Below are 21665 nucleotides of genomic sequence, written 5' to 3'. Positions count from 1 at the left end.
TTAATGTATCGCTTAGGGTCGCACCCTAAGCGTAGCCTGCGATTCTTCCTCTCAGGGCTTGCCTTATTTGCCCTGAGTATGATGCTCATTGCCTTGGGCTATTTTTTTCAACCCTGGTTGCAAATACCTGGTGTGATCATTCTCCTGCCCGCGCTGAGTATTGCCGGTTATGGTTATCTGGGTATTTTCGCGAATCGCTTTTCTCAGGTGTTATCTGCACGCGAATCAGCCAAAGCGGCAGCCAAAAAAGCCTTTGAAGAATAGCTCACCGCTTTCCACTCACATACCTACTCCAGCAACTGCTGCCTGACACTCAGCAGTCGGTACTTCAGTATCAGGGTCAGCCCCCTCACTGCCATAAAGCAACTCATGGCAAACCACAAGCCATGATTACCCCAATGCTGAACCAGCCAGAACGGTACGAAGAACCCAAGCACAGCAGACAATAACATACTGTTGCGCATTTCTTTTGCGCGGGTCAGGCCGACGAAAACACCATCAAACAAAAAGCAGCTTGTTGCAATTAATGGAAGCACGATCAACCAGGGCAAATATATTTGCGCAGTATCGATAACAGCAGGAATATCCGTCAATAAACCAATTACATACGGACCAAATAGAGCAAACATCCCAGTGTATAACAGTGCAAAGCAACTAGCCCAGAGGCAACTGATCCGGACCCAGCGCCTTAACATAGACAGATCCCGGGCACCTTTCGCCTGGCCGACTTTCGCTTCGACCGCATAGGCTATGCCATCCATTGCAAAGCTCACCAGCATCAGAAAATTCAGCAACACCGCATTGGCAGCCAAAATGTCTTCACCCAGCCTTGCACCATAAAAGGTCATAAAGCTAAAACACAGCTGCAGCATGAGTGAACGAATGAAGATATCACGATTCAGGTGCAGCAGGCGCTGTACTTCTTGTCGGTGAGGAACTTTGATCTGCCACTGCCAGCCAGCATCGTTCAGCACCTTGCGAAGCAAACAGCAAGACAATACCAGCGCCGAATAGTCTGCAATCACTGATGCCCAGGCAGCACCTGCAACGGCAAAACCCAGCACCACCACAAACAGTACATCCAGCACTATATTAACGATATTAGTAAACAACACCACATAGAAAGGACCACGCCCATATTGCATCCCCAGCATAAACCCAAGCATCACCAGATTTAGCATGGCCGCTGGCGCACTATAAATTCTAATGGAGAAGTACACCTCGGCTTGATTAAGCACCTGAGATGTTGCCCCGGACAACACCGCGATGAGCTCAAGCAACCACGGCGTACATACAATCAGCAACAAAGAAAATGCAAGGGCAAAGCTCATACTGGCTGAAAGTGACTGTAGCGCCCGACCCGAGTCTTGCTGACCATATGCCTGGGCAATCTCCCCCGTAGTACTCATACGCAGAAAACTGGCCAGCCAAAACAGCAAAGCGATACTGCCAGAACCCAGTGCTATCCCGGCAAGATAATATGCGTCACTCAAATGACCGATGACTGCAGTATCAACTAACCCTAACAGGGGCACCGAGATATTTGATAAAATCATCGGAGCAGCAATAGCAAGCAACTGAAAATGGTGGGAAGTATGCGCTCGATTAAGTGGTTTCATGTATTAGTTCTTATACTCGTTTTATTCAATACCCGAACAGGTCTGGCCGCGGTCATTCTACAATATCATCATGTCAGTGAAAAACTGCCGGCAGTGACCAGCGTCAGTGAAGCAACTTTTCGCCAGCACCTGAATTTTCTTAAGTCGGAGCAGTTCTCAGTTATTGCGTTAAATGAACTGATTCAGCAGCTACAAGCGGGAAAAACCCTGCCGCCTAAAACAGTCGCCATCACCTTTGATGATGGCTACCTGAACAATATGGAAGCCGCGGCACCTGTACTTGAACAGTTTGGCTACCCTTATACAATTTTTGTTAATCCTAAGCTTATCGATGAAAAGAAAGGCTACGTCATGAGCTGGGAACAACTACGAGCACTGTCAAATCGCGGCGCATTAATCGCCAACCACAGTGCGCAACATGACTATTTACACCTCAAAAAGGCAGGAGAAAGTCAGGCGCAATGGCGGAGCCGGATCCGTCAGGATTTGGTTTGGTCACAAGCCAGGATCAAAGAAGAAATAGGTCATGACTTACCTTATATCGCTTATCCCTACGGCGAGTTCGATCGTCCTTTACAGGAGCTGATCGCGGAACTTGGTCTGGTTGGGATTGGGCAACATTCCGGTGCGGTGGGGCCAGACTCAGACTTTACCCGGCTGCCACGATTTCCTGCATCCGGCATTTATGCCAATTTAAACACCTTGAAAACCAAACTGTACTCGCTGGCATTTTCACTTGCCAAAGCTGACTATCAGGACTCGGTCACGGTTAATCGGACCCCATCAATCACACTGACTTTTAAAGAGATGGATTTCTACCAAAACCAGTTTGCTTGTTTCGTGTCAGGGTTAGGCAAAGCAGATTTAACTTGGCAGGGAACAAAGACCGTGACCATTACAACCACCAAACCTTTACCGAATGGCCGTTCTCGATACAATTGTACAGCACCGTCTAAACGCTTTAGCGGGCAGTTCTATTGGTACTCGCAGCCGTGGGTTATTACTGACGCTTCACAGCGTTAAGCAACTCCATTGTCACTTTAGACAAGGGAACCACTTTCTCAGCCGCCTGGATTTCAACGGCGGCTCGGGGCATGCCCCACACAACCGATGTGGCTTCGTCCTGTGCAAGCGTTTTTGCCCCGGCCTCTCTCAGACGCAATAAAGCTGCTGCACCATCACTGCCCATACCGGTTAACAGGCCTGCACTCACTTGCTTGGCCCACGGCAGCAAAGAATCAAACAACACATCAACAGATGGCCGATGCCGGTTAACTTTCTCGCTCTGACAAAGGTGACACTGTAAGCGTCCATTTTTTTGAACGATTTTAAGGTGCATATCTCCTGGTGCAATAAACACATGGCCAGGCATAAGGACATCACCGTCCTCAGCTTCTTTCACATGCACATCGCAACATCGGTCCATGCGCAACGCAAACGAAGTACTAAACACAGGTGGAATATGCTGTGCGATTACAATGGGAGGGCAATGTTTGGGTAAACGTACCAAAACCTCACGCAGCGCTTCGGTACCACCGGTAGATGCCCCCAATGCCAAAACAGCGCTGCTTTTAAACTGCGCATGCTGAGACACGGGCATTTGACTGGCATCTTTTGCTACACGAAACGCGTAGAGATTGGCCTGACGAGCAATTCTTATTTTCTGATGTAGTTTCTCTGCGTAGGCATTGAGTTTCTCAGCGACATTGGAGGTTGGCTTAGCAATAAAATCGATTGCACCCAGTTCAAGCGCCTCAAGTGTCGCGGGAGAGCCCTGTTGTGTTAAGGTCGATAGCATAATCACCGGCATAGGGCGCAATCGCATAAGGTTTTTAAGAAAGCTCAACCCGTTCATTTTCGGCATTTCTATATCCAGCGTTAACACATCAGGGTTTAGTTGCTTAATCATATCTCGTGCCTGATAAGGGTCTTCTGCAGCGCCAACCACCTTAATATCATCGGCAGCCTCCAGAACTGCCGTTAATATCGCTCTGAGAGATGGGGAGTCGTCAACTATCAATACCTTAATCATGCAAGCCCCTAAAACAGCTCAATGTCAGTTTGTTTACCTTGCTCTTCAATATCATGCAGATACTTGACCTCGCGTTTTTCAATGGTGTCATTATGCATCTGACGAAGCTTTTTAACCTGAGCCTTACCGGTTTGAGGGTGGAATACCACCTTACGCGGCCATGGACCGCCAACGTCGTGGGAAATCAGTGTGAGCTGCTCTTCCTCGACATAGGCTTCCGCAAACCGTATATTGCCAATGCCTATGTCTGTCATCGAGCTGATGATTTTGCCTCCCCCAAACAATTTTATCTTCAGGTTTTCACGCTTGGCACCATTTTTAATCACTTCGTTAATCAGATATTCCATCGCCCAGTTACCATAGCGACAATTGAGGTCATCGGCATGGATTGAGGTGGTGCCTTTTACGCCGGGTAACATAAAGTGGTTCATCCCCCCAACACCTTGTTGCTCATCATAAATACATGCAGCAATACAAGAGCCCAAGACAGTCGAAATCAGTTCGTCACTTTTAGACACATAAAACTCTCCTGGCAGTACTTTTGCCACTACAGCCCCGCGGCCAGAATCCCAGAACCGTTTTACATGCTCAAAGCCGTGTAGTACTGGCTGAAACTGATTCATATCTGTGCTGCCTTTTGATACATAGTTTTCCCCAGATTTTTAAACTCCAGATGCTCCTTGCCCATGGTCTCGGAATGACCAATAAACAAATAGCCTTGCTCTGCGAGCAATTGGTAGAAGTTCTCAAACAACCTATCCTTTGTTGCCTTGTCAAAATAAATCAGCACATTGCGACAAAAAATCACATCGAAGGGCCCTTTCATAGGCCAGGGCTCAAGCAAATTGAGGCGTTTAAAGTACACACTTGCCCGCAACTTATCTTTTACTCTGTACTGGCTTCCATCTGGGCTGCACATAAACCATTTTTTTAGGTGCTCATCGGTCAGGCCGGTCACAGAAGCACTGTTATAGATCCCCTCTTGCCCTTTGTGCAAGACGTTAGAGTCCAGGTCAGTTGCCAGTACCTTGACATCCCAGTCAGCTGGAAACGCATTACTGATTGTCATAGCAATACTGTATGCCTCTTCTCCGGTAGAACAACCCGCTGACCAGATCCTGATACGCCTGTCTGTTTTATGCCTCTCCTTTAGCTGAGGGATCACTTGTTGATGCAAAAAATCAAAATGGTGCGACTCCCGAAAAAAAGAGGTCAGGTTAGTCGTAATGGCATTTATAAAGTGGCTAAACTCAGCATCCGTATCTTCATTTAGAAATTCAAGGTAGGCAGAAAAAGAACTTAACCCGTTTGCTCTTACCCTGCGTGCAAGCCGCGAGTAGACCATATCGCGTTTGTGAGGCCCAAGCACAATGCCACATGTTTCGTAAACGCGTCGAGAGATACTGCTGAAGTCCTCGTCGGTCATCAAAAATTCTTTCATATCTCTGCTCACTCATACGCAGTGAAGTCTCAACTCCCGTGGCCTGTTGTGCCATATGCTATTTCTGAATATTACTCCGGGTGACAAAGACCTGTTTCCAAGGCGGAGCTGCGCCCGTTACAGCATCGCGGCTCCGTAAAAATTGTAACGAGCTCCGGGCGATTAAAATTCTTCCCACTCCTCAGAGTCGTCTGCAAAGCGGTTGGCTGCTGGTTCCAGCGGTTGTCGCGTTGTACGGTTTTGAGGAGCAGATAAGCCAATCGGCGCGCGCGCCTGGCCATTGGTCTTTTGAGTTTGCTCGGGTATTGCTTGACGGGGAACAGGCGCTTCACCCACTTTGAAAAAGTTCAACATATTACGCATATCATTGGCCTGCTCCGCCATAGACTCCCCGGCAGCAGACGCTTGCTCAACCAACGCCGCGTTTTGCTGCGTCATTTCATCCATTTGCGTAACCGCTTTGTTAACCTGTTCAATCCCTGAGCTCTGCTCTACCGACGCATCAGCGATATCGGAAATCATATTCGTCACTCGTCTGACTGACGCAACTATCTCTTTGAGCGTCTCACCGGACTCGTTCACTAACAGCGTACCATCTTCAACCTTGCTAACACTGTCTCGGATCAAATCTTTGATTTCTTTTGCCGCACCCGCCGAACGTTGAGCCAAGTTACGTACTTCACCGGCGACTACAGCAAAGCCACGTCCCTGCTCACCGGCACGCGCCGCCTCAACCGCCGCGTTTAGTGCCAGTAGATTTGTCTGAAAGGCAATTTCGTCTATCACACTGATGATATCCGCAATCTTTTTGCTCGCATCATTGATAGCGGACATGCTTTCAACCGCTCGATTAACTACTTCACCACCGCGCGTTGCCTTTTCACTGGTTTCTTCGGCCAGTTCATTTGCCACTTTGGCATTGTCAGCGTTCTGACGAACCGTACTCGTCATTTGCTCCATGCTTGAAGCTGTTTCTTCAAGAGAAGAAGCCTGCTCTTCTGTACGCTGGCTTAAGTCAGCATTACCTTGTGATATTTCTTCTGCACCGCTGGCTACCAGCCCAGCGGAGGCACTGATCCGCTCTAACACATTGGTTAGCTTGTCGGCCGTGCTGTTGGCGTCTTGTTTCAATTTATCAAACGCGCCCTGATACTCCGCTTCAATTCGCTGAGTCAGATCTCCCCGAGCAAGTGCATCAAGCATGTTGCCGGTATCGGCTACCGCACTATCGACACTTTCCAGTAAGCCATTCAGGCCTTGTGTTAAGCGTAAATAGAAGCCTTGCTTATCCCCTTCATCCAACCTGGCAGACAGATTACCAGCCCGAGCCGATTCAACAACGGCATTCACTTCCTGTTCAATGGCGACTTCACCGGTTCTGTCTTCCCACTCTACGACGGTACCCGCACGTTCACCTGTGTCTGTAATGATCGGATTAGCAACCAATCCAAAAGTCCGTCCCCCCACTTTAATCTCTGTTTTATAGGGTTTAGACAAGGTTTCCAGTAAGCGTTTCTGATGCGCAGGATTACGATGGAATACATCAATATTTTGTCCGACTAACTGACTACTATCGAAGTTAGGTAAGTCTTTACGGATATCAGACTCAGCGTTTCTCATCATCTCGAGCACTGCCTGATTCATATATACAATCGTATTGGAGGAGTCCGCAATCATGGTATTGGTTTGCACATTGTCGAGTGCCCGCCGTACCCGCAGGTTTTCACCCGCTGCCTGGCGCGCTTTTTTCTCTATGTTCAGTCTCTCTGTTTTATCTTCCCACTCCACCACAGTACCAATACGAACTCCTTTTTGATCAAACACAGGCGTAGCAATCAAGCCAAAGTTAAAGCCCGCTATCACAATATCTGTGTTGTACACGTCCGATAGTTTGTTCAGTATGCCGCGTTGATGTTGTGGGTTGACATGAAATACATCAATGTTGGTTCCTATTAACGTATCCGCATCAAAGTTAGGTAGGGCCGTGCGAAGTTGCTCTTGATTGTTTCTGAGCATCGCCAGTACAGACTCGTTCACATAAACAATATTGAGGTGTTCATCTGCTAGCATCACGTTGGCCTGACATACATCCAGAGCTCTGGAAATGCGCGCATTTTTCTCTGCTAAGTTTCTATGCTTTTCTTCAGCCGCCAGCCACTCAGTTTGGTCTTTCCACTCCACCAGCGTCGCGATTCGCTGCCCGTCATCAAATACAGGCGTTGCAATCAGGTCGAAAGTCAGCCCGGCAACTTTTATCTGGGTTTGATATGTTTCTCGCAAATTGGCCAGAATATTGCGTTGATGGCTCGGGTTTTTATGGAATGAGTCAATGTTGGTGCCAATTAGGCTTGCAACGTTAAACCCAGGCAGTTCAGCTTGTAATTGACGTTCGTTGGTACTTAACATGGATTTGACTGAATCATTCAAATACACAATATTCAGGTCTTTATCCGCAACCATAATGTTGGCCTGGCATCCCTTTAAAGCCAGCAACAGGCTCTGTGTGTGGTCAGATTTTTGTTGTTCTTCATGAGCCACATTTAAGGCTTGAAATAACTCAGGGAAATCAGTGAGATCCATTGCATGCAAAACACTCTGGTCATCCATAGACACATGAGGCAGAACACGATATACGCAGCCAAGTTGAGCACCTAACGCTGACAGCGCCATTCTTAGATAGCCCAGCGCAATTACAACGCCGAATATAGGTAGGGCTATCGATAACATCTTCATTTGATCGGAGCCTGTGCCCCCAAGTTGGAGCCCAAGTATGATACTGACGATCAGGATCACACCTGCGATTAAGATCTTATTGTTTAAACTACTTTGAATACTCTGACTACTCATCTCAGCCCCCGTTGCTCTTAACACTGCTCTTGTCGTGTAAATCGAGCACTTTTTTCAAATTTAATAACACCACCATTTTTTCCCCAACATTAACCAACCCATGAACAAACTGGGCGTTCTCAGAATCCTGAAAGTCAGGTACATCTTTGGCTTTTTCTTCGGAGATACTGTACACATCAGACACGGCATCAACGACGATCCCCATCAACTTAGTCTGTTCTGTTAGTTTTACCGACACCACTATAACGACCGTTAACGGGCCATAGTCGATATGTGTTATGCCAAAACGCCGTCGCAAATCGATAATAGGGACTATGGTTCCACGTAAGTTCATTGCTCCCTTCACGTAAGATGGTGAGTTGGGGATGACAGTGACAGGTTCCCAACCCCGGATTTCCTGAACCGCTAATATATCAATGCCGTATTCTTCTTGGTCCATCATGAATGTCAGAAACTGTTTTTCATCACTCTCGGTGTCCAATACCAATTGTTGATTTAACTTTGTATGCTCTGTCATGCCGTAACCGCCTCATCTGCCTTCAGATCTACAAGTAATTCTGAAGAGCCAGGCCGCCTTAGGCCGCTCAGTTTGATTAATCCACTAATATCTATTATCAAAGACACCGTTCCGTCACCCAAAATGGTTGCACCTGATATACCATCAACGCGTTGGTAATTGGCCTCTAAACTTTTTATGACAACCTGCTGTTGCGCCAGCAAATCATCCACCAGAATCCCAACCTTATAATTGTCATTTTCAACAACCACCAGTAAGGTTTTATCGAGCTCTTCTCTCGCCCCTCTGTGATTGAAAATATCGTACAAACGCAGTATCGGGATATATTCGTCACGCAAACGCAGCACCTGTAACCCTTTGCCAACGTTACTCACTTTGGCAATATCAATTTGTAGCGACTCAACAATAGAGATCAGAGGGATAATATAAGTATGGTTAGCAACCTGTACGAGCTGACCGTCCAAAATTGCTAAGGTGAGAGGCAGACGAATTGTAAACGTTGAACCAACACCAGCCTCTGAACTCACCTCAACAGAGCCATTTAACGCTTGGATATTTTTACGAACCACATCCATTCCGACACCGCGCCCGGAGATTTCACTAACGTTATCGGCAGTGGAAAACCCAGCCATGAATATCAGCTCGTTAATTTCGTCAACAGTGAGCTCATCCATCTCCTGGATCAGCCCGTTTTGAATGGCTTTCTTACGAATTTTCTCTGTATCCAGACCTTTGCCATCGTCCATTATTTCGATAACAATATTGCCGCCCTGGTGGAATGCATTCAGTGTGACGGTCCCAACGGGGTCTTTGCCTTGCGCGATACGTTGTTCTGGGGTCTCTAGGCCATGATCCAGAGAGTTGCGTACCAAGTGAACCATAGGATCCGAGAGCTTTTCCATCACCGTTTTATCCAGCTCAGTTTGCTCTCCAATCAACTTGAGTTCAACTTGCTTGTTCAATTTTTGTGAGATATCTCGTACCAGTCTTGGAAAACGGCTAAAAACAAAGCTTATCGGCAGCATACGAATGCGCATCACATTTTCCTGAAGGTCACGCGTATTGTGCGCTAGCTGTGCCAGGCCTTCCTGTAATGCGGCAATACTGGACTCCGTTATTTCCTGCTCGCCAATCTGGCTAAGCATTGCCTGTGTAATGACCAGTTCACCCACCATATTAATCAGTGAATCGACTTTATCGATACCCACTCGAATGGAAGTCGTACTGGGGTCGGCGTTTTTTCGGGCATCTTTACCTTGTGATGGTTCTTTCTTTGTTTCCTGGACAGGCTTTGTAAGAGCTGAACTATCAGCTTGTGGCTCGGGAATACTAGGGGTATGTTGCGTATCGCTTTCAGAGGACTCGCTAGCAGGTTCTTCGAACAAACCTCCGCATTGAACTATGGTGATCTCAGCATCATCCTCAACCCATTCGAATATTTCGCGAATGGCGCTCTCCCCGCGCGTCGTTGTCAGAAAAAACCGCCAATATAAGTAACAATCTTCGGGGTTTAGTTGTTTAAATTTAGGCAGTTCATCATGTAATGCTTGTGTTTCTAATTCACCAAGTTCAGATAATTCTGCAATCATAAACAAGGGTTCATTACCCGTTTTGAACAGATAAGGCAGTGGTTTGAAGTCGATCTGAAAGGTGATAGGAAGACTCGTACTTTCTTCGGGCGTGCTACTTATTTCCGCCTGACTGCTTGTGGCATTGTCGCCATTGAGGATGGCCTCAAAACGTAACTTTAGCTCATTAGCCTCCTCTTGCTCAGGCTCCTGTTGTGCTTGTAACGCCGTTAACATAGCACGCAAGCAGTCCACAGCCTTGAGCAGCAAGTTTACGTGCTCTGCGGTGAGCTGGCGTTCTCCATTGCGAATTTGATCAAGCAGCGTCTCAAGTACATGAGTGAAGTCAGAGACAGCCGTAAAGCCAAAGGTGCCGCTGCCCCCTTTTATCGAATGTGCAGCCCGAAATATGGTGTTGATGGTTTCCTGATCTTCTTTTCCTGGCTCGAGGTTTAGTAGCTCGGACTCCATCGCATCAAGCCCTTCAAAGCTTTCTTCAAAAAAAACGTCGAAAAACTGACTTAAGTCGATACTCATGGCAGCACCTCGTAAGGGTTAACGAATTACTTTTTTCAGTACAGCCAGTAGTTGTTCCGGATTAAATGGTTTCACAATCCATCCTGTCGCACCTGCGGCTTTACCTTCACTTTTTTTGTCCAATCCAGACTCTGTGGTCAGCATCAGAAGTGGCGTGAATTTATAGTCTGGCAGATTACGCAGCTCTCGTATTAATGTAATACCATCCATCACAGGCATATTCACATCTGAGATCACAGCATCAAACCCTTGTTGCTTAGCCAGATTGAGTGCTTCACTGCCATCCTTAGCTTCTACCACATCAAAGCCTGCTTTTTTCAATGTAAAGCCAACCATCTGACGCATAGAAGCAGAATCATCCACAGCTAAAATCTTTTTCATAATGACCTCTTAATTCGTACTACTGATAGATAAAAGTTCGGTTAACCCTAGTTTCTCAACAGATAAAGACAATGCAGCACTTTCGCCTACCCACATGATCTGCTGCTCAATATCCAACAAATACTTTTGCAGCGCACACAGCAGTTGAATTGAAGCTGTGTCCGCATGCTGTATTTCACTAATGTCTAAAGAAATGGCATGACCAGCTTCGAGTTCAAGCAACAACTGTTGATGCAACTCTTCAACTTGGTTTATCACAAGCTCTGGGGGGAGTTTAATCATGTGCCTTGCACATTCCTTGCAAATCTTATTGATATGAATAGATTAGACCGTGACCGTGAAATTGCCATATTTATAACGGAAAAGAAATAATTAATTATTAAATTCAGTGACTTTACTCAGCTCACTGGTACTTGGATACGATAACTTTAAAATCGTCTATGAGCTGTTCGGCATTGATAACTGGCACTTCTCCGGCCTTGAACTCTGGTTTAAATATTGCTTCCAACTGTGCCTTTGGATTAACCAATGCAATGGATGCACTATGGTCAACATAATACTCGAGTTCATCACTGTTATTAATGGCATAGATCAAACCAATGTCTCGAACAAATGGAAATAAGACGTTATGCGGTGCAGACGCTGCGACAAAACGGGGGTTGAAATAGTCTATATATTGTTTGCGCTTTTCCTGAGTATCACGTTGTGGATCAACAGCAACGAACCAAACATTGACGGCCTGAACAGACTCTAGCTTTGCTGCAATATTTGTAAGCTTAGCCAAGGTCATAGGGCATATATCGGGGCAGTGTGTGTAGCCGAGAAACAGCAAGCTCCATTGTCCAGTTAGCTGTTCAGTCGTCACCTGTTGGCCATGTTGATCTTCCAGAACGAACGGCTTTAGTGTCCGAGGTTGCTCGTAATGTACGGCAAATTCAGATACTTTCGGTGCTGGCTGACACCCACTTAACATTGCCAGCACCACAAAAAGAATAAAAAGGGTTTTCATACCAGTGCTCTGTCTACGAATAATGAGACAAAGAGTAACAGCAAATACCAGATAGAAAAACGAAAAACCCCCATCGCCTGTTGCGCTGTATGATCCACGTACAGGCGCACAACTAAAAATGTAAAAACCCCATTGAGGATGCACGCCGAAGCCAGGTACACAAGCCCCACCATGCCAATCAAATACGGCAACACACATACCAGGGATAACAGCAACGTATAGACGACCATGCATAGCTTGGTAAACTGTATCCCATGTGTGACGGGTAGCATAGGGATCCCTGCTCTTGCATAATCCGCTTTGCGAGCGATCGCCAGTGCCCAAAAATGAGGCGGCGTCCAGGCAAAAATAATCATAACCAACAACCAGGGCTCTGCTGCCAGAGCGCCGGTCTCGCTAACCCAACCAAGCAATGGCGGTAAAGCACCTGCAAGGCCTCCAATAACAATATTTTGCGGTGTCATATGTTTAAGGAAAACTGTATAGACCACAGCATAGCCAAGCAATGCCAGCAAAGTTAGTACTGCGCACAACCAATTACTGAACCATAAAAGACCTACGGTCCCAGTAGCTGCCAGGCCGGCAGCAAAGAGCAGTGCTTTTGATACAGAGAGTTGCTGCATGGCAAGAGGTCGGTGACGCGTTCGAGCCATTTTACTGTCTCTATTGCGGTCAACGACATGATTGATGGCCGCTGCCGACGCAGAGATCAGACCGATTGATATTAGGCTCATTAATTGTTGGCCATAACTTCGCCCTAAATCAGGTGCAAGTGCAAGACCCACCCAGGCTGTCAGCACCAGCATCAAAACTACCTTGGCTTTGGTAATCACCAGATAAGGCTTCATACCAGCAAAAAGATCAGGAAAAACCGAGCCGAGTTGCTGTACACTCATCGCCATACCTTACCCCCTGGATTGATAAAATAGTAGATAGCACACCCGCACCATTGACAGTAATAAAAGTGCGGCCATCACGTTATGGAACAGCGTCAGCAGCAGTGGGAACTGCCAATGCACAATTGCTCCCCCTAAAAGAACCTGGCATAGCACCAAAATAGCCGGGAGCAAAATAACAGGCTTTACACTTAAATCAGGAATACGCACATAAAGCCTCCAGCAAAGAAACAAAATAGCGATCAGCGTTACCATGGCCCAAACCCGATGAACTAGGTGGATAGAAAGACGAGTTTCAAAAGGTAAGACACCAAACTCATAGCTGGCAGAAGAATGTGGTAATTGAAACAGGCTACTCAATGAGAACAGCTCGCCATTTTCGCACAATGGCAATCCCCGGCAATGTGGTGCTGCGTAGTTTGCAGCCAGCCATCCACCCAGCGCAATTTGTATTATCAAAACAACGAGCACACTGAGCGCTATCACTCTCAGACCAGATAAATGCGCAATAGTGACAGCTGGCGGTTTACAGGCTTTAAGCCACAGCAGGGTCAACAGGCTGAGTATGGTAAATCCACCCAGCAAATGGCCCATTACAATCAGTGGCTGCAAATTCATCGTCACTGTCCACATACCCAGCAGCGCCTGAAAGACGATTAATGCAACAAGTAAAGCAGACAAGCCTTTGATCCCTTTGTTATGGCTAGGGTGGCGCAGTGCTAAAATGAAAATCGCGGCAACAACCAACCCTAAACCACCGGCAAAATACCTGTGTACCATTTCAATCCAGGCCTTCTTCTGATGGACTTCGCTACCTGGAAACTTTTGTTGTGCAGATTTCAGTTCATGAGCTTCGTTTGGCACCGTCAAAAAACCATAACAGCCTGGCCAATCAGGACATCCCAGACCCGCATTGCTTAGCCGGGTGTAGGCACCTAAAGATACAACCAGTGCTGCAAGCAACGCTGACATCAAAACCAGTTTTTTAAATCCTTGCGTCATTGACTACCCCCTGAACTGCTCCGTTCATAAGACAAGAGTTTTTTAAGATCTTTCAGAAGGCCTTTTAGCAATACTCTGTTGGCGGTTTGATCCTGCTGTGGCAAATATTCCAGTACAACCAGGCCACGCTTGTTGACGAGATAGAATGCCCCCGGTGACAATACTGAAATTGTCGGTATTACACTGGCCACTTCACTCTGACCTTCACCAAGTAACAATAGACCAACTTGCTGGCGGTGTTTCCCCAAGGCAACAACGAGCTGCTCCAATAACTCTGACTGACCCTGACATGTTTGATCACAATCACTTGGTTGATTCAATGCAATAAACCAAGCTTTGTTCTGCTGTTCTGGTACACCCAGTATGATTTCCTGACTTAAAAACCGCCCCTGATTGGTCGTCGTGTCTGGTTGCCATCCAGACCTGAGTACAAGCCAGGCAGCAACCAAAGGTATGATACAACATGCTAAAAATAATCCCGGAACCTTACTCATCATGCTTCCTTTTAAAGGCAAAATAGGGAATGATCATCGCCGCAACAGCCAGTAACAACCATTGCAACGCATAGGCTCTATGTTTTTCCGGTCCCATTACCACCGCCTCATAATGAGGTTGAATTGCCGTAGTAACGGGACGAGAAACATACGCAAGTGTGGGCAAAATAGAGCGCTGCGTCTGAGAAACAAAAAATGCATGATCTAAATACTGAAGCAGCTGTGGCTGCCCTGCATTTAAATCTGGCTGAGTTGCCAAAGTGAATCCCGCCCACTTGCCAATTTTGAACTCAACGTCGATTGTTTGTTGTAAGGCAGGTAACTCAACTTCAGGTAATACCGTACGACTTTGTGTCGCAGATACAAATCCCAGATTAACGACAAGCCATTCGTCGCGGTATTCAGGGCGAAACAAAGCCACAACATCATAACCAGGTGATCCGTTAACAATCTGGTTGTCTAGCAGCCAGTAACGTGATTCGTCAAAGTATCCGCGTATCCGAAACTGCTTTCCCTCGAGTACAGCCTTGTTTGGCAGATCAGCAATCTCATTAAACTCACGTGGTGCTTGGCCGCTTTGCCGCTTCTCAATCAGATATGATTTTTGGGCTGCTCTTTGCCATTGCCACACAGAGAGAGCGAGACACGTACATACCACAACACTCACTGCCAAAATTGTGCAATATGCGCTAACCTTTGATCTACTTATACTTATCTGCGTCATATGCCATGCTACTCAAGTTAATTATTATTGTTTTGCTTTTCAGCATCATCTATAACCTGTTTAGAGCTTTGTTCATTATGCTCAAAGGGGATCAATCTGGTGAATCTATGTCTCGTCTCCTCGGTAAAAGGGTATTTTTCTCCGCAAGCGTATTACTGCTTATCCTCATTGCGAAAGGGTTGGGCTGGCTCAACTTCAATCCAGCCCCGAACGCTATAACACATACACAAACACAAACAAGCACAACCAAACCACATCCACAAAGTGCCAATACCACGCTCCTGCCTGGAATGCAAAGTGATTATGTGCGCTGAAATGGCCTTTCATCACCCTCAACCACACCACAGCTAAAATAATGGCACCGAGCGTAACATGCATGCCGTGAAAGCCTGTGAGCATAAAGAAGGTGTTGCCGTAAATGCCTGCATCTAGTGTTAACCCCAGATCCTGATAAGCATGTATGTATTCCTCTACCTGAAGTACAAGAAACCCAAAGCCCAAAAGAATGGTTAGCCCCAAAAATACTTTCACTTTGTTTCTTTGGTCCTGCTCCATTGCGCTGTGCGCAAAATGCAAGGTAACAGAAGAGATCAGAAGAATAATGGTGTTTATAAGTGGTAATCCCTGCCAGCCCATTGCCTGTGTCGTGTCTCCACCGGGTGTACTCAGTAGTGGCCACACCGCCTCGAAACTGGGCCACAGTATTTCGTGCGTCATTGCATTGTTACTTGCCCCACCAAGCCAGGGAACAGCAAACATTCGGGCATAAAATAAAGCACCAAAGAATGCAGCAAAAAACATCACTTCCGAAAAGATAAACCAGGCCATGCCCTGACGGAAAGAGCGGTCCATTTGCGCCGAATATAAGCCCTCTTGTGACTCATGAATGACGTGTCGAAACCACCCAGCCAGCATAAACAACAACAGGCCAATTCCCGCATACAATATGAACTGACCACCAGGGCTCTCCATAACCGTTAACCCACCGCCTACGGCTACACCAAACAGCGCAATTGCTCCCACTATGGGCCAAGGGCTTTGCTCAGGTACATAGTATTTTTCGTAACCACTAGCCATGACTTATTCCTCGTATTTGTTGATACACTGCGGCCTGTATACTCTGAGCATAGTCTTTACCTGCCGCGCTATGCCTGGAATGCTTTGCTGGATTCAATAGCGCGTCATACGCAGCCGCATTTCTGTCTGTGATGTCATAGAGCGTGTATGCCAGAGTCAGCTCTGCAATATCATTGGGCAGCTCAGTGTCTACATAAAATCGCAGCGTAAATGACATTTTCTGGCGAGCCTGCATACTTTGCTGATCGAAGCAAAAACAAGCGAGCTTGTGTAGATACTTAGCCGCCATACCGGGCGAGACTGAAGGAATTGCCTGCATGATCCGAGCCTCACCGCTTAGGTTTTCGGCCGTAAAATTCACCTCGGTTAGCGTCCCAGGCGTCACCGTCACCTGATAAGTCGCCGCTTTAACTTTGAAAGGTGCTTGCCCTTGTGTATGGGTCGTGAAACTCACATCAACTAGCCGTGCTAAATCTTGTTCTTCGCTTGCTTCAGCCGCTGTCAGCTCTACTTTGCCATTCAAACCGGTTATATCGCAAAACACGTCGTAAAGCGGTACCAATGCAAATGCAAATGCAAACATACCCAACACCAACAGCACCAGCTTTCTAAGTAACGGGGTATGCATCACTTCACCTCAGGTGGAGTACTGAAAGTGTGATAAGGCGCTGGCGATGCTACCTCCCACTCTAACCCTTCTGCACCATCCCATACTTTAGCAGGCGCACGCTGGCCACCCGCTATACACTTAAATACCACCGCCACAAACAACAACTGTGACAAACCAAATGCAAAACCACCGATACTGATCAAAGCATTAAAGTCCGCAAACTGCAGAGCATAATCAGGGATCCGACGTGGCATACCTGCCAGTCCGACAAAATGCATCGGGAAAAATAGGATATTCACACTGATAAGAGACAACCAAAAGTGCCATTTGGCCAATGTCTCGCTATACATATAACCCGTCCACTTGGGTAACCAATAATAAGCGGCAGCCATGATAGAAAAAACTGCGCCAGTCACCAGCACATAGTGGAAATGAGCGACCACAAAATAGGTATCGTGATACTGAAAATCAGCGGGGGTAATCGCTAGCATCAATCCAGAGAAACCGCCAAGCGTAAACAACACGATAAATGCAATGGCGAATAACATGGGCACTTCAAAACTAATTGAGCCACGCCACATGGTGGCTACCCAATTGAAGACCTTGACACCCGTAGGCACAGAAATAAGCATGGTCGCGTACATAAAAAAGAGCTCACCCGCCAACGGCATCCCTGTGGTAAACATATGATGTGCCCAAACGATAAACGATAAAAGCGCAATGGAAGATGTCGCATAGACCATGGATGCATAACCAAAAAGTTTCTTTCTCGAGAAAGTAGGCACTATGGTAGAAATCACCCCAAATGCAGGCAAAATCATGATATATACTTCAGGGTGGCCAAAGAACCAGAAAATATGTTGGAACATGACCGGGTCACCGCCGCCAGCTGCATCAAAAAAGCTTGTCCCAAAATACTTGTCTGTCAAAACCATGGTCACGGCACCAGCCAACACAGGCATTACCGCAATCAACAAAAACGCAGTAATCAGCCAAGTCCATACAAATAGTGGTAGCTTCATCCACGTCATGCCAGGGGCACGCATATTGACAATAGTCACAATAACGTTAATTGCTCCCATGATGGAACTAACACCCATAATATGAACAGCAAAGACAAATAATGCGGTGTTATCATTACTATAAGTCGTAGAAAGTGGCGCGTAGAATGTCCATCCGAATGCTGGACCACCGCCCTCCATAAATAGCGAGGCAAGCAAAATAAGAAAAGCAAACGGTAAGATCCAGAAGCTCCAGTTATTCATACGTGGCAATGCCATATCGGGTGCACCTATCATCATAGGTACCATCCAGTTTGCAAGGCCTGTAAATGCGGGCATGACTGCGCCAAACACCATGATCAAACCATGCACTGTGGTCATTTGATTAAAAAAGTGTGGATCAACAAGCTGTAACCCTGGCTGGAACAATTCAGCCCGAATGACCATAGCCATACCGCCGCCGATTAGAAACATCAGTAAAGAAAAGAGTAAATACAAGGAGCCTATATCTTTATGGTTAGTCGTAAAAAGCCAACGCTTAATTCCGGTTGCCGGACCGTGGTGACCATGGTCATGCTCTTGATCAAGAGCAGCCTGTTGTGTACTCGAAGTCATTTGGCTTCCTCCTGTTTGCCGTCAAGGTAAGCTTGTATTTGACTAGGTTGGATAACTTCCCCAGTATCATTCCCCCAGCTATTTCTTTTATAAGTAATAACTCCCGCGACTTCTTTTAACGATAGTTGCTTCGCAAACGCTTGCATTGCGGTGCCTGGACGTCCATCCATAATGATTTCAATATGTGCTTTTAAATCCCCTGTAACCATAGCGCTCCCCTTCAACGCAGGAAACACGCCTTGCAGACCAAGCCCTGTGGGTTGATGACACGCTGCACAATAGGCCATGTATACTCGTTCGCCCGTTGCCATAAGCTCTTCTTTACTGAGCGTTTGGTCAAGCAAAGCAGCCTCTTGCTGAGCAGCGAGTGCTCTTTGTGCCTTTTCATTGGCAAGCCATTCCTGAAATTCAGCCTCCGGTTTGACTTCTACAACGACAGGCATAAAGCCATGGTCTTTACCGCACAATTCAGCACACTGTCCACGATAGGTACCGGGCTCATTCACGTTAGTCCAAGCTTCGTTAATAAACCCTGGGTTAGCGTCCTTTTTAACTGCAAAATCAGGCACCCACCAAGAGTGAATAACATCATCAGAGGTCAATAAAAAACGTACTTTCTTGCCTGTAGGAATGACCAGAGGTTTATCGACCTCAAGCAAATAATTTTCTGTTTTGCTCTGCATATTATCAATCTGTGCTCTCGGCGTAGACATAAGAGAATAGAAGTCCACGTCATGGCCTAAATACTCATAGTGCCACTTCCACTGTGAGCCAGTTACTTTAATGGTTAAGTCGGCTTTGTCGGTATCTTCCATCGCGATTAATGTTTTTGTCGCGGGCACCGCCATTGCAACCAGAATTAGAAACGGAATAGCTGTCCAAAGGATCTCAACTTTCGTGCTTTCATGAAATTGCGCGGGTTCTGCACCTTTAGAGCGTCGATGATGGATCAGGGCCCAAAACATGACGGAGAAGACAATCAGTCCAATCACACAGCAGATCCAGAATATGGTCATGTGTAATTGATATACCTGATTGCTAATGTCAGTAACACCTACGCGCATATTATAGTCGCTTGCGAACGTGAACATACTGACAAGTAAACACATCGCAATTGTGATGAGTTTGGCTATTTTCATTAGACGTCTCCCTCAATTGCTTCAAGTGTGAGAAGCAACGGTTCTTATTATCGGATGACTGTCATTTCACCTGGGTTATCCCATGAGTACTGCACGACTATTTAACAACTAGTCAAAATTTAAACGTTTAGCAAGTTTTTATCTGACGCTGACTTTTATTTATATGGTAGGGAAATATATGAAAAATAGCTGTTTGTTAGGATTCACTAATACGCTAATGCACTAGGGGTGGCTGAATATAAGTGTTTATAAGACGTAAAATTCGCCCGACTTGTATTGTGCCGGGCGGTAGGGATTATTTAAATATCGCTGCGAATCACGCCGACGGCCAAACCTTCGACAGAGAAATTCTGTTGCTCTAGATCTACTTCAATAGGAGAGAAGTCTTCATTTTCAGCATGTAGGTATACCTTCTTACCTAGCTTCTCGAAGCGCTTAACTGTTACATCTTCCTCAACCCGAGCAACGACAACCTGTCCGTTATTAACCACCTGAGTCCGATGCACTGCCAGTAGGTCACCATCCATAATCCCAATGTTCTTCATACTCATACCATTAACTCGTAAGAGGTAATCTGCTGAGGGATGAAACATAGCAGGGTCAACTGAACAATGACTTTCAATATGTTCTTGTGCGAGTATCGGTTCACCTGCAGCAACTCGACCAATTAAGGGTAACCCAAGTTGCTCTGGCTCATCCTCAACTAAACGAATACCTCGACTTGCACCAGGTACCATTTCAATTACGCCTTTCTTGGCTAATGCTTTCAAGTGCTCTTCTGCAGCATTCGCACTGCGGAACCCAAGCGACTCGGCAATCTCTGCTCGAGTGGGCGGCATGCCAGTATCCTTAATGAAAACTTTTATAAGTTCAAAAACTTGTTCTTGTCGTTTAGTAAGTGGTCGCATATAACTGGTTTTCCATACAGTGCATTTACTGTGAGTATATACAGTTATCATTTTTTCGCAATGGTTAATCGTCTCTAACCGGCAAAGGAACTTTAGTCATACATTTAAACCTGTTGGTTATGAAATGCAATCCTGTTCTTCCTTCAATATGCGCCGTCAATGACTCATACCAATTTGGTTATACCAATTTGCTTAATTAAGTGTTCTATTTTGAGGCGAGAAAATAGGGTCGATAACAAGACGAAAATTTTGCTATTTAGTTATTCTAAATGAGAAGTTTTTAAAACAGTTAGCGTCATATTTGCTCCGTCAAATTGAACAGGTATTAAGTGACATTGGTATCAGATACCATCCTGAACGAGTCATGTTTTCAACAACAATTGCGTTGTTTTCCCACACGCGACGCGGGATCTGTTTAAGCCTTTCTCTCGAGCTGAGTGTATCTGTTCCAGCTTACTTGCTATACGCACTTTGTAGCCTGTTAGAAGATCCCGCATCAAGTGCGGGATGACGCTAGTGTGAGCTTATATGAATGGAGAAATACATGACACTGCGTCAGAAATCGCTCTATACACCATGAAATGTTTGAGCCGACGTAGTTGCTACACGCAAAGTGTGGCTTTCCTGCAGCGGCGCCAGGTTTTACCCAGCTCTACCACATCTCCAACAACAACTCCGTTGCCATCCCGCACGCGATGCGGGATCTGTTTAAACCTTTCTCTCGGGCTGAGTGTGTCTGTTCCAGCTTACTTGCTATACGCACTTTGTAGCCTGTTAGAAGATCCCGCATCAAGTGCCGGATGACGGTAGTGTGGGCTTGTATGAATGAAGGAATACATGACACTGCGCCAGAAATCGCTCTATACACCATGAAAGCAAGGAGTATGGTTGAGCCGACGTAGTTGCTACACGCAAAGTGTGGCTTTACTGCAGCGGCGCCAGGTTTACCCAGCTCTACCACACCTCCAACAACAACTCCGTTGTCATCCCGCACGCGATGCGGGATCTGTTTAAACCTTTCTCTCAGTGCTGAGTACGTTTGTTCCAGCTCATTTGTCATACGAGCGGTGTGGATTTCCAGCAGCTACGGCATTTTAAATCACACACATTCGTTTCACTACTGAGTTTGGGTGACGAGAAACCGAAGCAACGCTTCGCAGTTCGAGGAAGTGAGCGCAAGGACGCGCGAAGGGGAGATACTACATGGAAGTACTTTACTCCAAACGCAAAAAAGCCCGACTCTTTCGA

The 21665-nt window shown here is 46.3% G+C and carries 21 protein-coding genes and 1 pseudogene; 3 read left to right on the top strand and 19 right to left on the bottom strand.

The features are described from left to right. Nucleotides 1-3 precede the first annotated feature (3 nt). Nucleotides 4-264, top strand: coding sequence for a hypothetical protein (locus CWB98_RS00470; protein WP_249364559.1), 261 nt, complete (start codon nucleotides 4-6; stop codon nucleotides 262-264). Nucleotides 265-287: 23 nt separating this feature from the next. On the opposite strand, the gene dinF is transcribed toward CWB98_RS00470, so the two are convergent. Continuing rightward, nucleotides 288-1619, bottom strand: coding sequence for an MATE family efflux transporter DinF (dinF, locus tag CWB98_RS00465; protein WP_138543033.1), 1332 nt, complete (start codon nucleotides 1617-1619; stop codon nucleotides 288-290). On the opposite strand from dinF, the gene CWB98_RS00460 reads away from it, so the two are divergent. After that, a complete protein-coding gene (locus tag CWB98_RS00460) occupies nucleotides 1596-2642 on the top strand; it encodes a polysaccharide deacetylase family protein (protein WP_138543032.1) in 1047 nt (348 codons plus the stop codon). The genes dinF and CWB98_RS00460 overlap by 24 nt on opposite strands. Here CWB98_RS00460 and CWB98_RS00455 read toward each other — a convergent pair. From CWB98_RS00455 to CWB98_RS00395, 13 genes are all read right to left on the bottom strand, one after another. After that, the gene (locus CWB98_RS00455; protein WP_138543031.1) at nucleotides 2620-3651 is read right to left on the bottom strand and encodes a protein-glutamate methylesterase/protein-glutamine glutaminase; all 1032 of its coding nucleotides are present in this window, start codon (nucleotides 3649-3651) and stop codon (nucleotides 2620-2622) included. The genes CWB98_RS00460 and CWB98_RS00455 overlap by 23 nt on opposite strands. Before the next feature lie 8 nt (nucleotides 3652-3659). Beyond that, nucleotides 3660-4274, bottom strand: coding sequence for a chemoreceptor glutamine deamidase CheD (cheD, locus tag CWB98_RS00450; RefSeq protein WP_138543030.1), 615 nt, complete (start codon nucleotides 4272-4274; stop codon nucleotides 3660-3662). After that, the gene (locus CWB98_RS00445) at nucleotides 4271-5092 is read right to left on the bottom strand and encodes a CheR family methyltransferase (protein WP_138543029.1); all 822 of its coding nucleotides are present in this window, start codon (nucleotides 5090-5092) and stop codon (nucleotides 4271-4273) included. Before CWB98_RS00445 ends, cheD begins: the two co-directional genes overlap by 4 nt. 162 nt (nucleotides 5093-5254) lie before the next feature. After that, complete coding sequence (locus CWB98_RS00440) at nucleotides 5255-7939, bottom strand: methyl-accepting chemotaxis protein (protein ID WP_138543028.1); 2685 nt, start codon at nucleotides 7937-7939, stop codon at nucleotides 5255-5257. A 1-nt stretch (nucleotide 7940) separates the two neighbouring features. Next, entirely contained in the window at nucleotides 7941-8456 is a 516-nt protein-coding gene (locus CWB98_RS00435; protein WP_138543027.1) for a chemotaxis protein CheW, read from the bottom strand. Next, a complete protein-coding gene (locus CWB98_RS00430; RefSeq protein ID WP_138543026.1) occupies nucleotides 8453-10561 on the bottom strand; it encodes a chemotaxis protein CheA in 2109 nt (702 codons plus the stop codon). The genes CWB98_RS00435 and CWB98_RS00430 overlap by 4 nt, the downstream gene beginning before the upstream one ends. Nucleotides 10562-10579: 18 nt before the next feature. Further along, nucleotides 10580-10942, bottom strand: coding sequence for a response regulator (locus CWB98_RS00425; protein ID WP_046007072.1), 363 nt, complete (start codon nucleotides 10940-10942; stop codon nucleotides 10580-10582). Nucleotides 10943-10951: 9 nt separating this feature from the next. After that, nucleotides 10952-11224 carry an STAS domain-containing protein gene (locus CWB98_RS00420; protein ID WP_138543025.1) on the bottom strand — a complete coding sequence of 91 codons (273 nt, stop codon included), beginning with the start codon at nucleotides 11222-11224 and terminating at the stop codon, nucleotides 10952-10954. 121 nt (nucleotides 11225-11345) lie between these two features. After that, nucleotides 11346-11951 carry an SCO family protein gene (locus CWB98_RS00415; protein WP_138543024.1) on the bottom strand — a complete coding sequence of 202 codons (606 nt, stop codon included), beginning with the start codon at nucleotides 11949-11951 and terminating at the stop codon, nucleotides 11346-11348. Next, nucleotides 11948-12853 carry a heme o synthase gene (gene cyoE, locus CWB98_RS00410; RefSeq protein WP_138543023.1) on the bottom strand — a complete coding sequence of 302 codons (906 nt, stop codon included), beginning with the start codon at nucleotides 12851-12853 and terminating at the stop codon, nucleotides 11948-11950. Before cyoE ends, CWB98_RS00415 begins: the two co-directional genes overlap by 4 nt. 3 nt (nucleotides 12854-12856) lie before the next feature. Next, nucleotides 12857-13849 (bottom strand): COX15/CtaA family protein, encoded by a 993-nt coding sequence (locus CWB98_RS00405; RefSeq protein WP_138543022.1) that lies wholly within the window; start codon nucleotides 13847-13849, stop codon nucleotides 12857-12859. Then, the gene (locus tag CWB98_RS00400; RefSeq protein WP_171045550.1) at nucleotides 13846-14346 is read right to left on the bottom strand and encodes a transmembrane cytochrome oxidase associated protein; all 501 of its coding nucleotides are present in this window, start codon (nucleotides 14344-14346) and stop codon (nucleotides 13846-13848) included. The genes CWB98_RS00405 and CWB98_RS00400 overlap by 4 nt, the downstream gene beginning before the upstream one ends. After that, nucleotides 14336-15010, bottom strand: a complete 675-nt coding sequence (locus CWB98_RS00395; protein WP_249364562.1) for an SURF1 family protein — start codon at nucleotides 15008-15010, stop codon at nucleotides 14336-14338. Before CWB98_RS00395 ends, CWB98_RS00400 begins: the two co-directional genes overlap by 11 nt. Before the next feature lie 62 nt (nucleotides 15011-15072). Here CWB98_RS00395 and CWB98_RS00390 point away from each other — a divergent pair, with 62 nt between their 5' ends. After that, on the top strand, nucleotides 15073-15381 hold the full coding sequence (locus tag CWB98_RS00390) for a DUF2909 domain-containing protein (protein WP_138543019.1): 309 nt from the start codon (nucleotides 15073-15075) through the stop codon (nucleotides 15379-15381). On the opposite strand, the gene CWB98_RS00385 is transcribed toward CWB98_RS00390, so the two are convergent. From CWB98_RS00385 to lexA, 5 genes and pseudogenes are all read right to left on the bottom strand, one after another. After that, the gene (locus CWB98_RS00385; protein WP_138543018.1) at nucleotides 15281-16144 is read right to left on the bottom strand and encodes a cytochrome c oxidase subunit 3; all 864 of its coding nucleotides are present in this window, start codon (nucleotides 16142-16144) and stop codon (nucleotides 15281-15283) included. The two genes, CWB98_RS00390 and CWB98_RS00385, sit on opposite strands and share 101 nt — an antisense overlap. A gap of 103 nt (nucleotides 16145-16247) precedes the next feature. After that, nucleotides 16248-16775 (bottom strand): annotated as a pseudogene (locus tag CWB98_RS00380) (cytochrome c oxidase assembly protein); the annotation flags it as partial. Beyond that, a complete protein-coding gene (gene ctaD, locus CWB98_RS00375; protein WP_138543016.1) occupies nucleotides 16772-18370 on the bottom strand; it encodes a cytochrome c oxidase subunit I in 1599 nt (532 codons plus the stop codon). The gene ctaD and the pseudogene CWB98_RS00380, both read right to left, overlap by 4 nt. Beyond that, complete coding sequence (gene coxB, locus CWB98_RS00370; protein WP_249364561.1) at nucleotides 18367-19479, bottom strand: cytochrome c oxidase subunit II; 1113 nt, start codon at nucleotides 19477-19479, stop codon at nucleotides 18367-18369. The genes ctaD and coxB overlap by 4 nt, the downstream gene beginning before the upstream one ends. A 329-nt stretch (nucleotides 19480-19808) precedes the next feature. Next, nucleotides 19809-20417, bottom strand: a complete 609-nt coding sequence (gene lexA, locus CWB98_RS00365; RefSeq protein WP_138543014.1) for a transcriptional repressor LexA — start codon at nucleotides 20415-20417, stop codon at nucleotides 19809-19811. Nucleotides 20418-21665 lie beyond the last annotated feature (1248 nt).

It is taken from the genome of Pseudoalteromonas rubra, assembly GCF_005887115.1.
In the GTDB taxonomy this organism is placed as follows: domain Bacteria; phylum Pseudomonadota; class Gammaproteobacteria; order Enterobacterales; family Alteromonadaceae; genus Pseudoalteromonas; species Pseudoalteromonas rubra_F.
The sequence above is the reverse complement of the archived record's forward strand: the minus strand, read 5'-3'. Positions and strand labels throughout refer to the sequence as shown.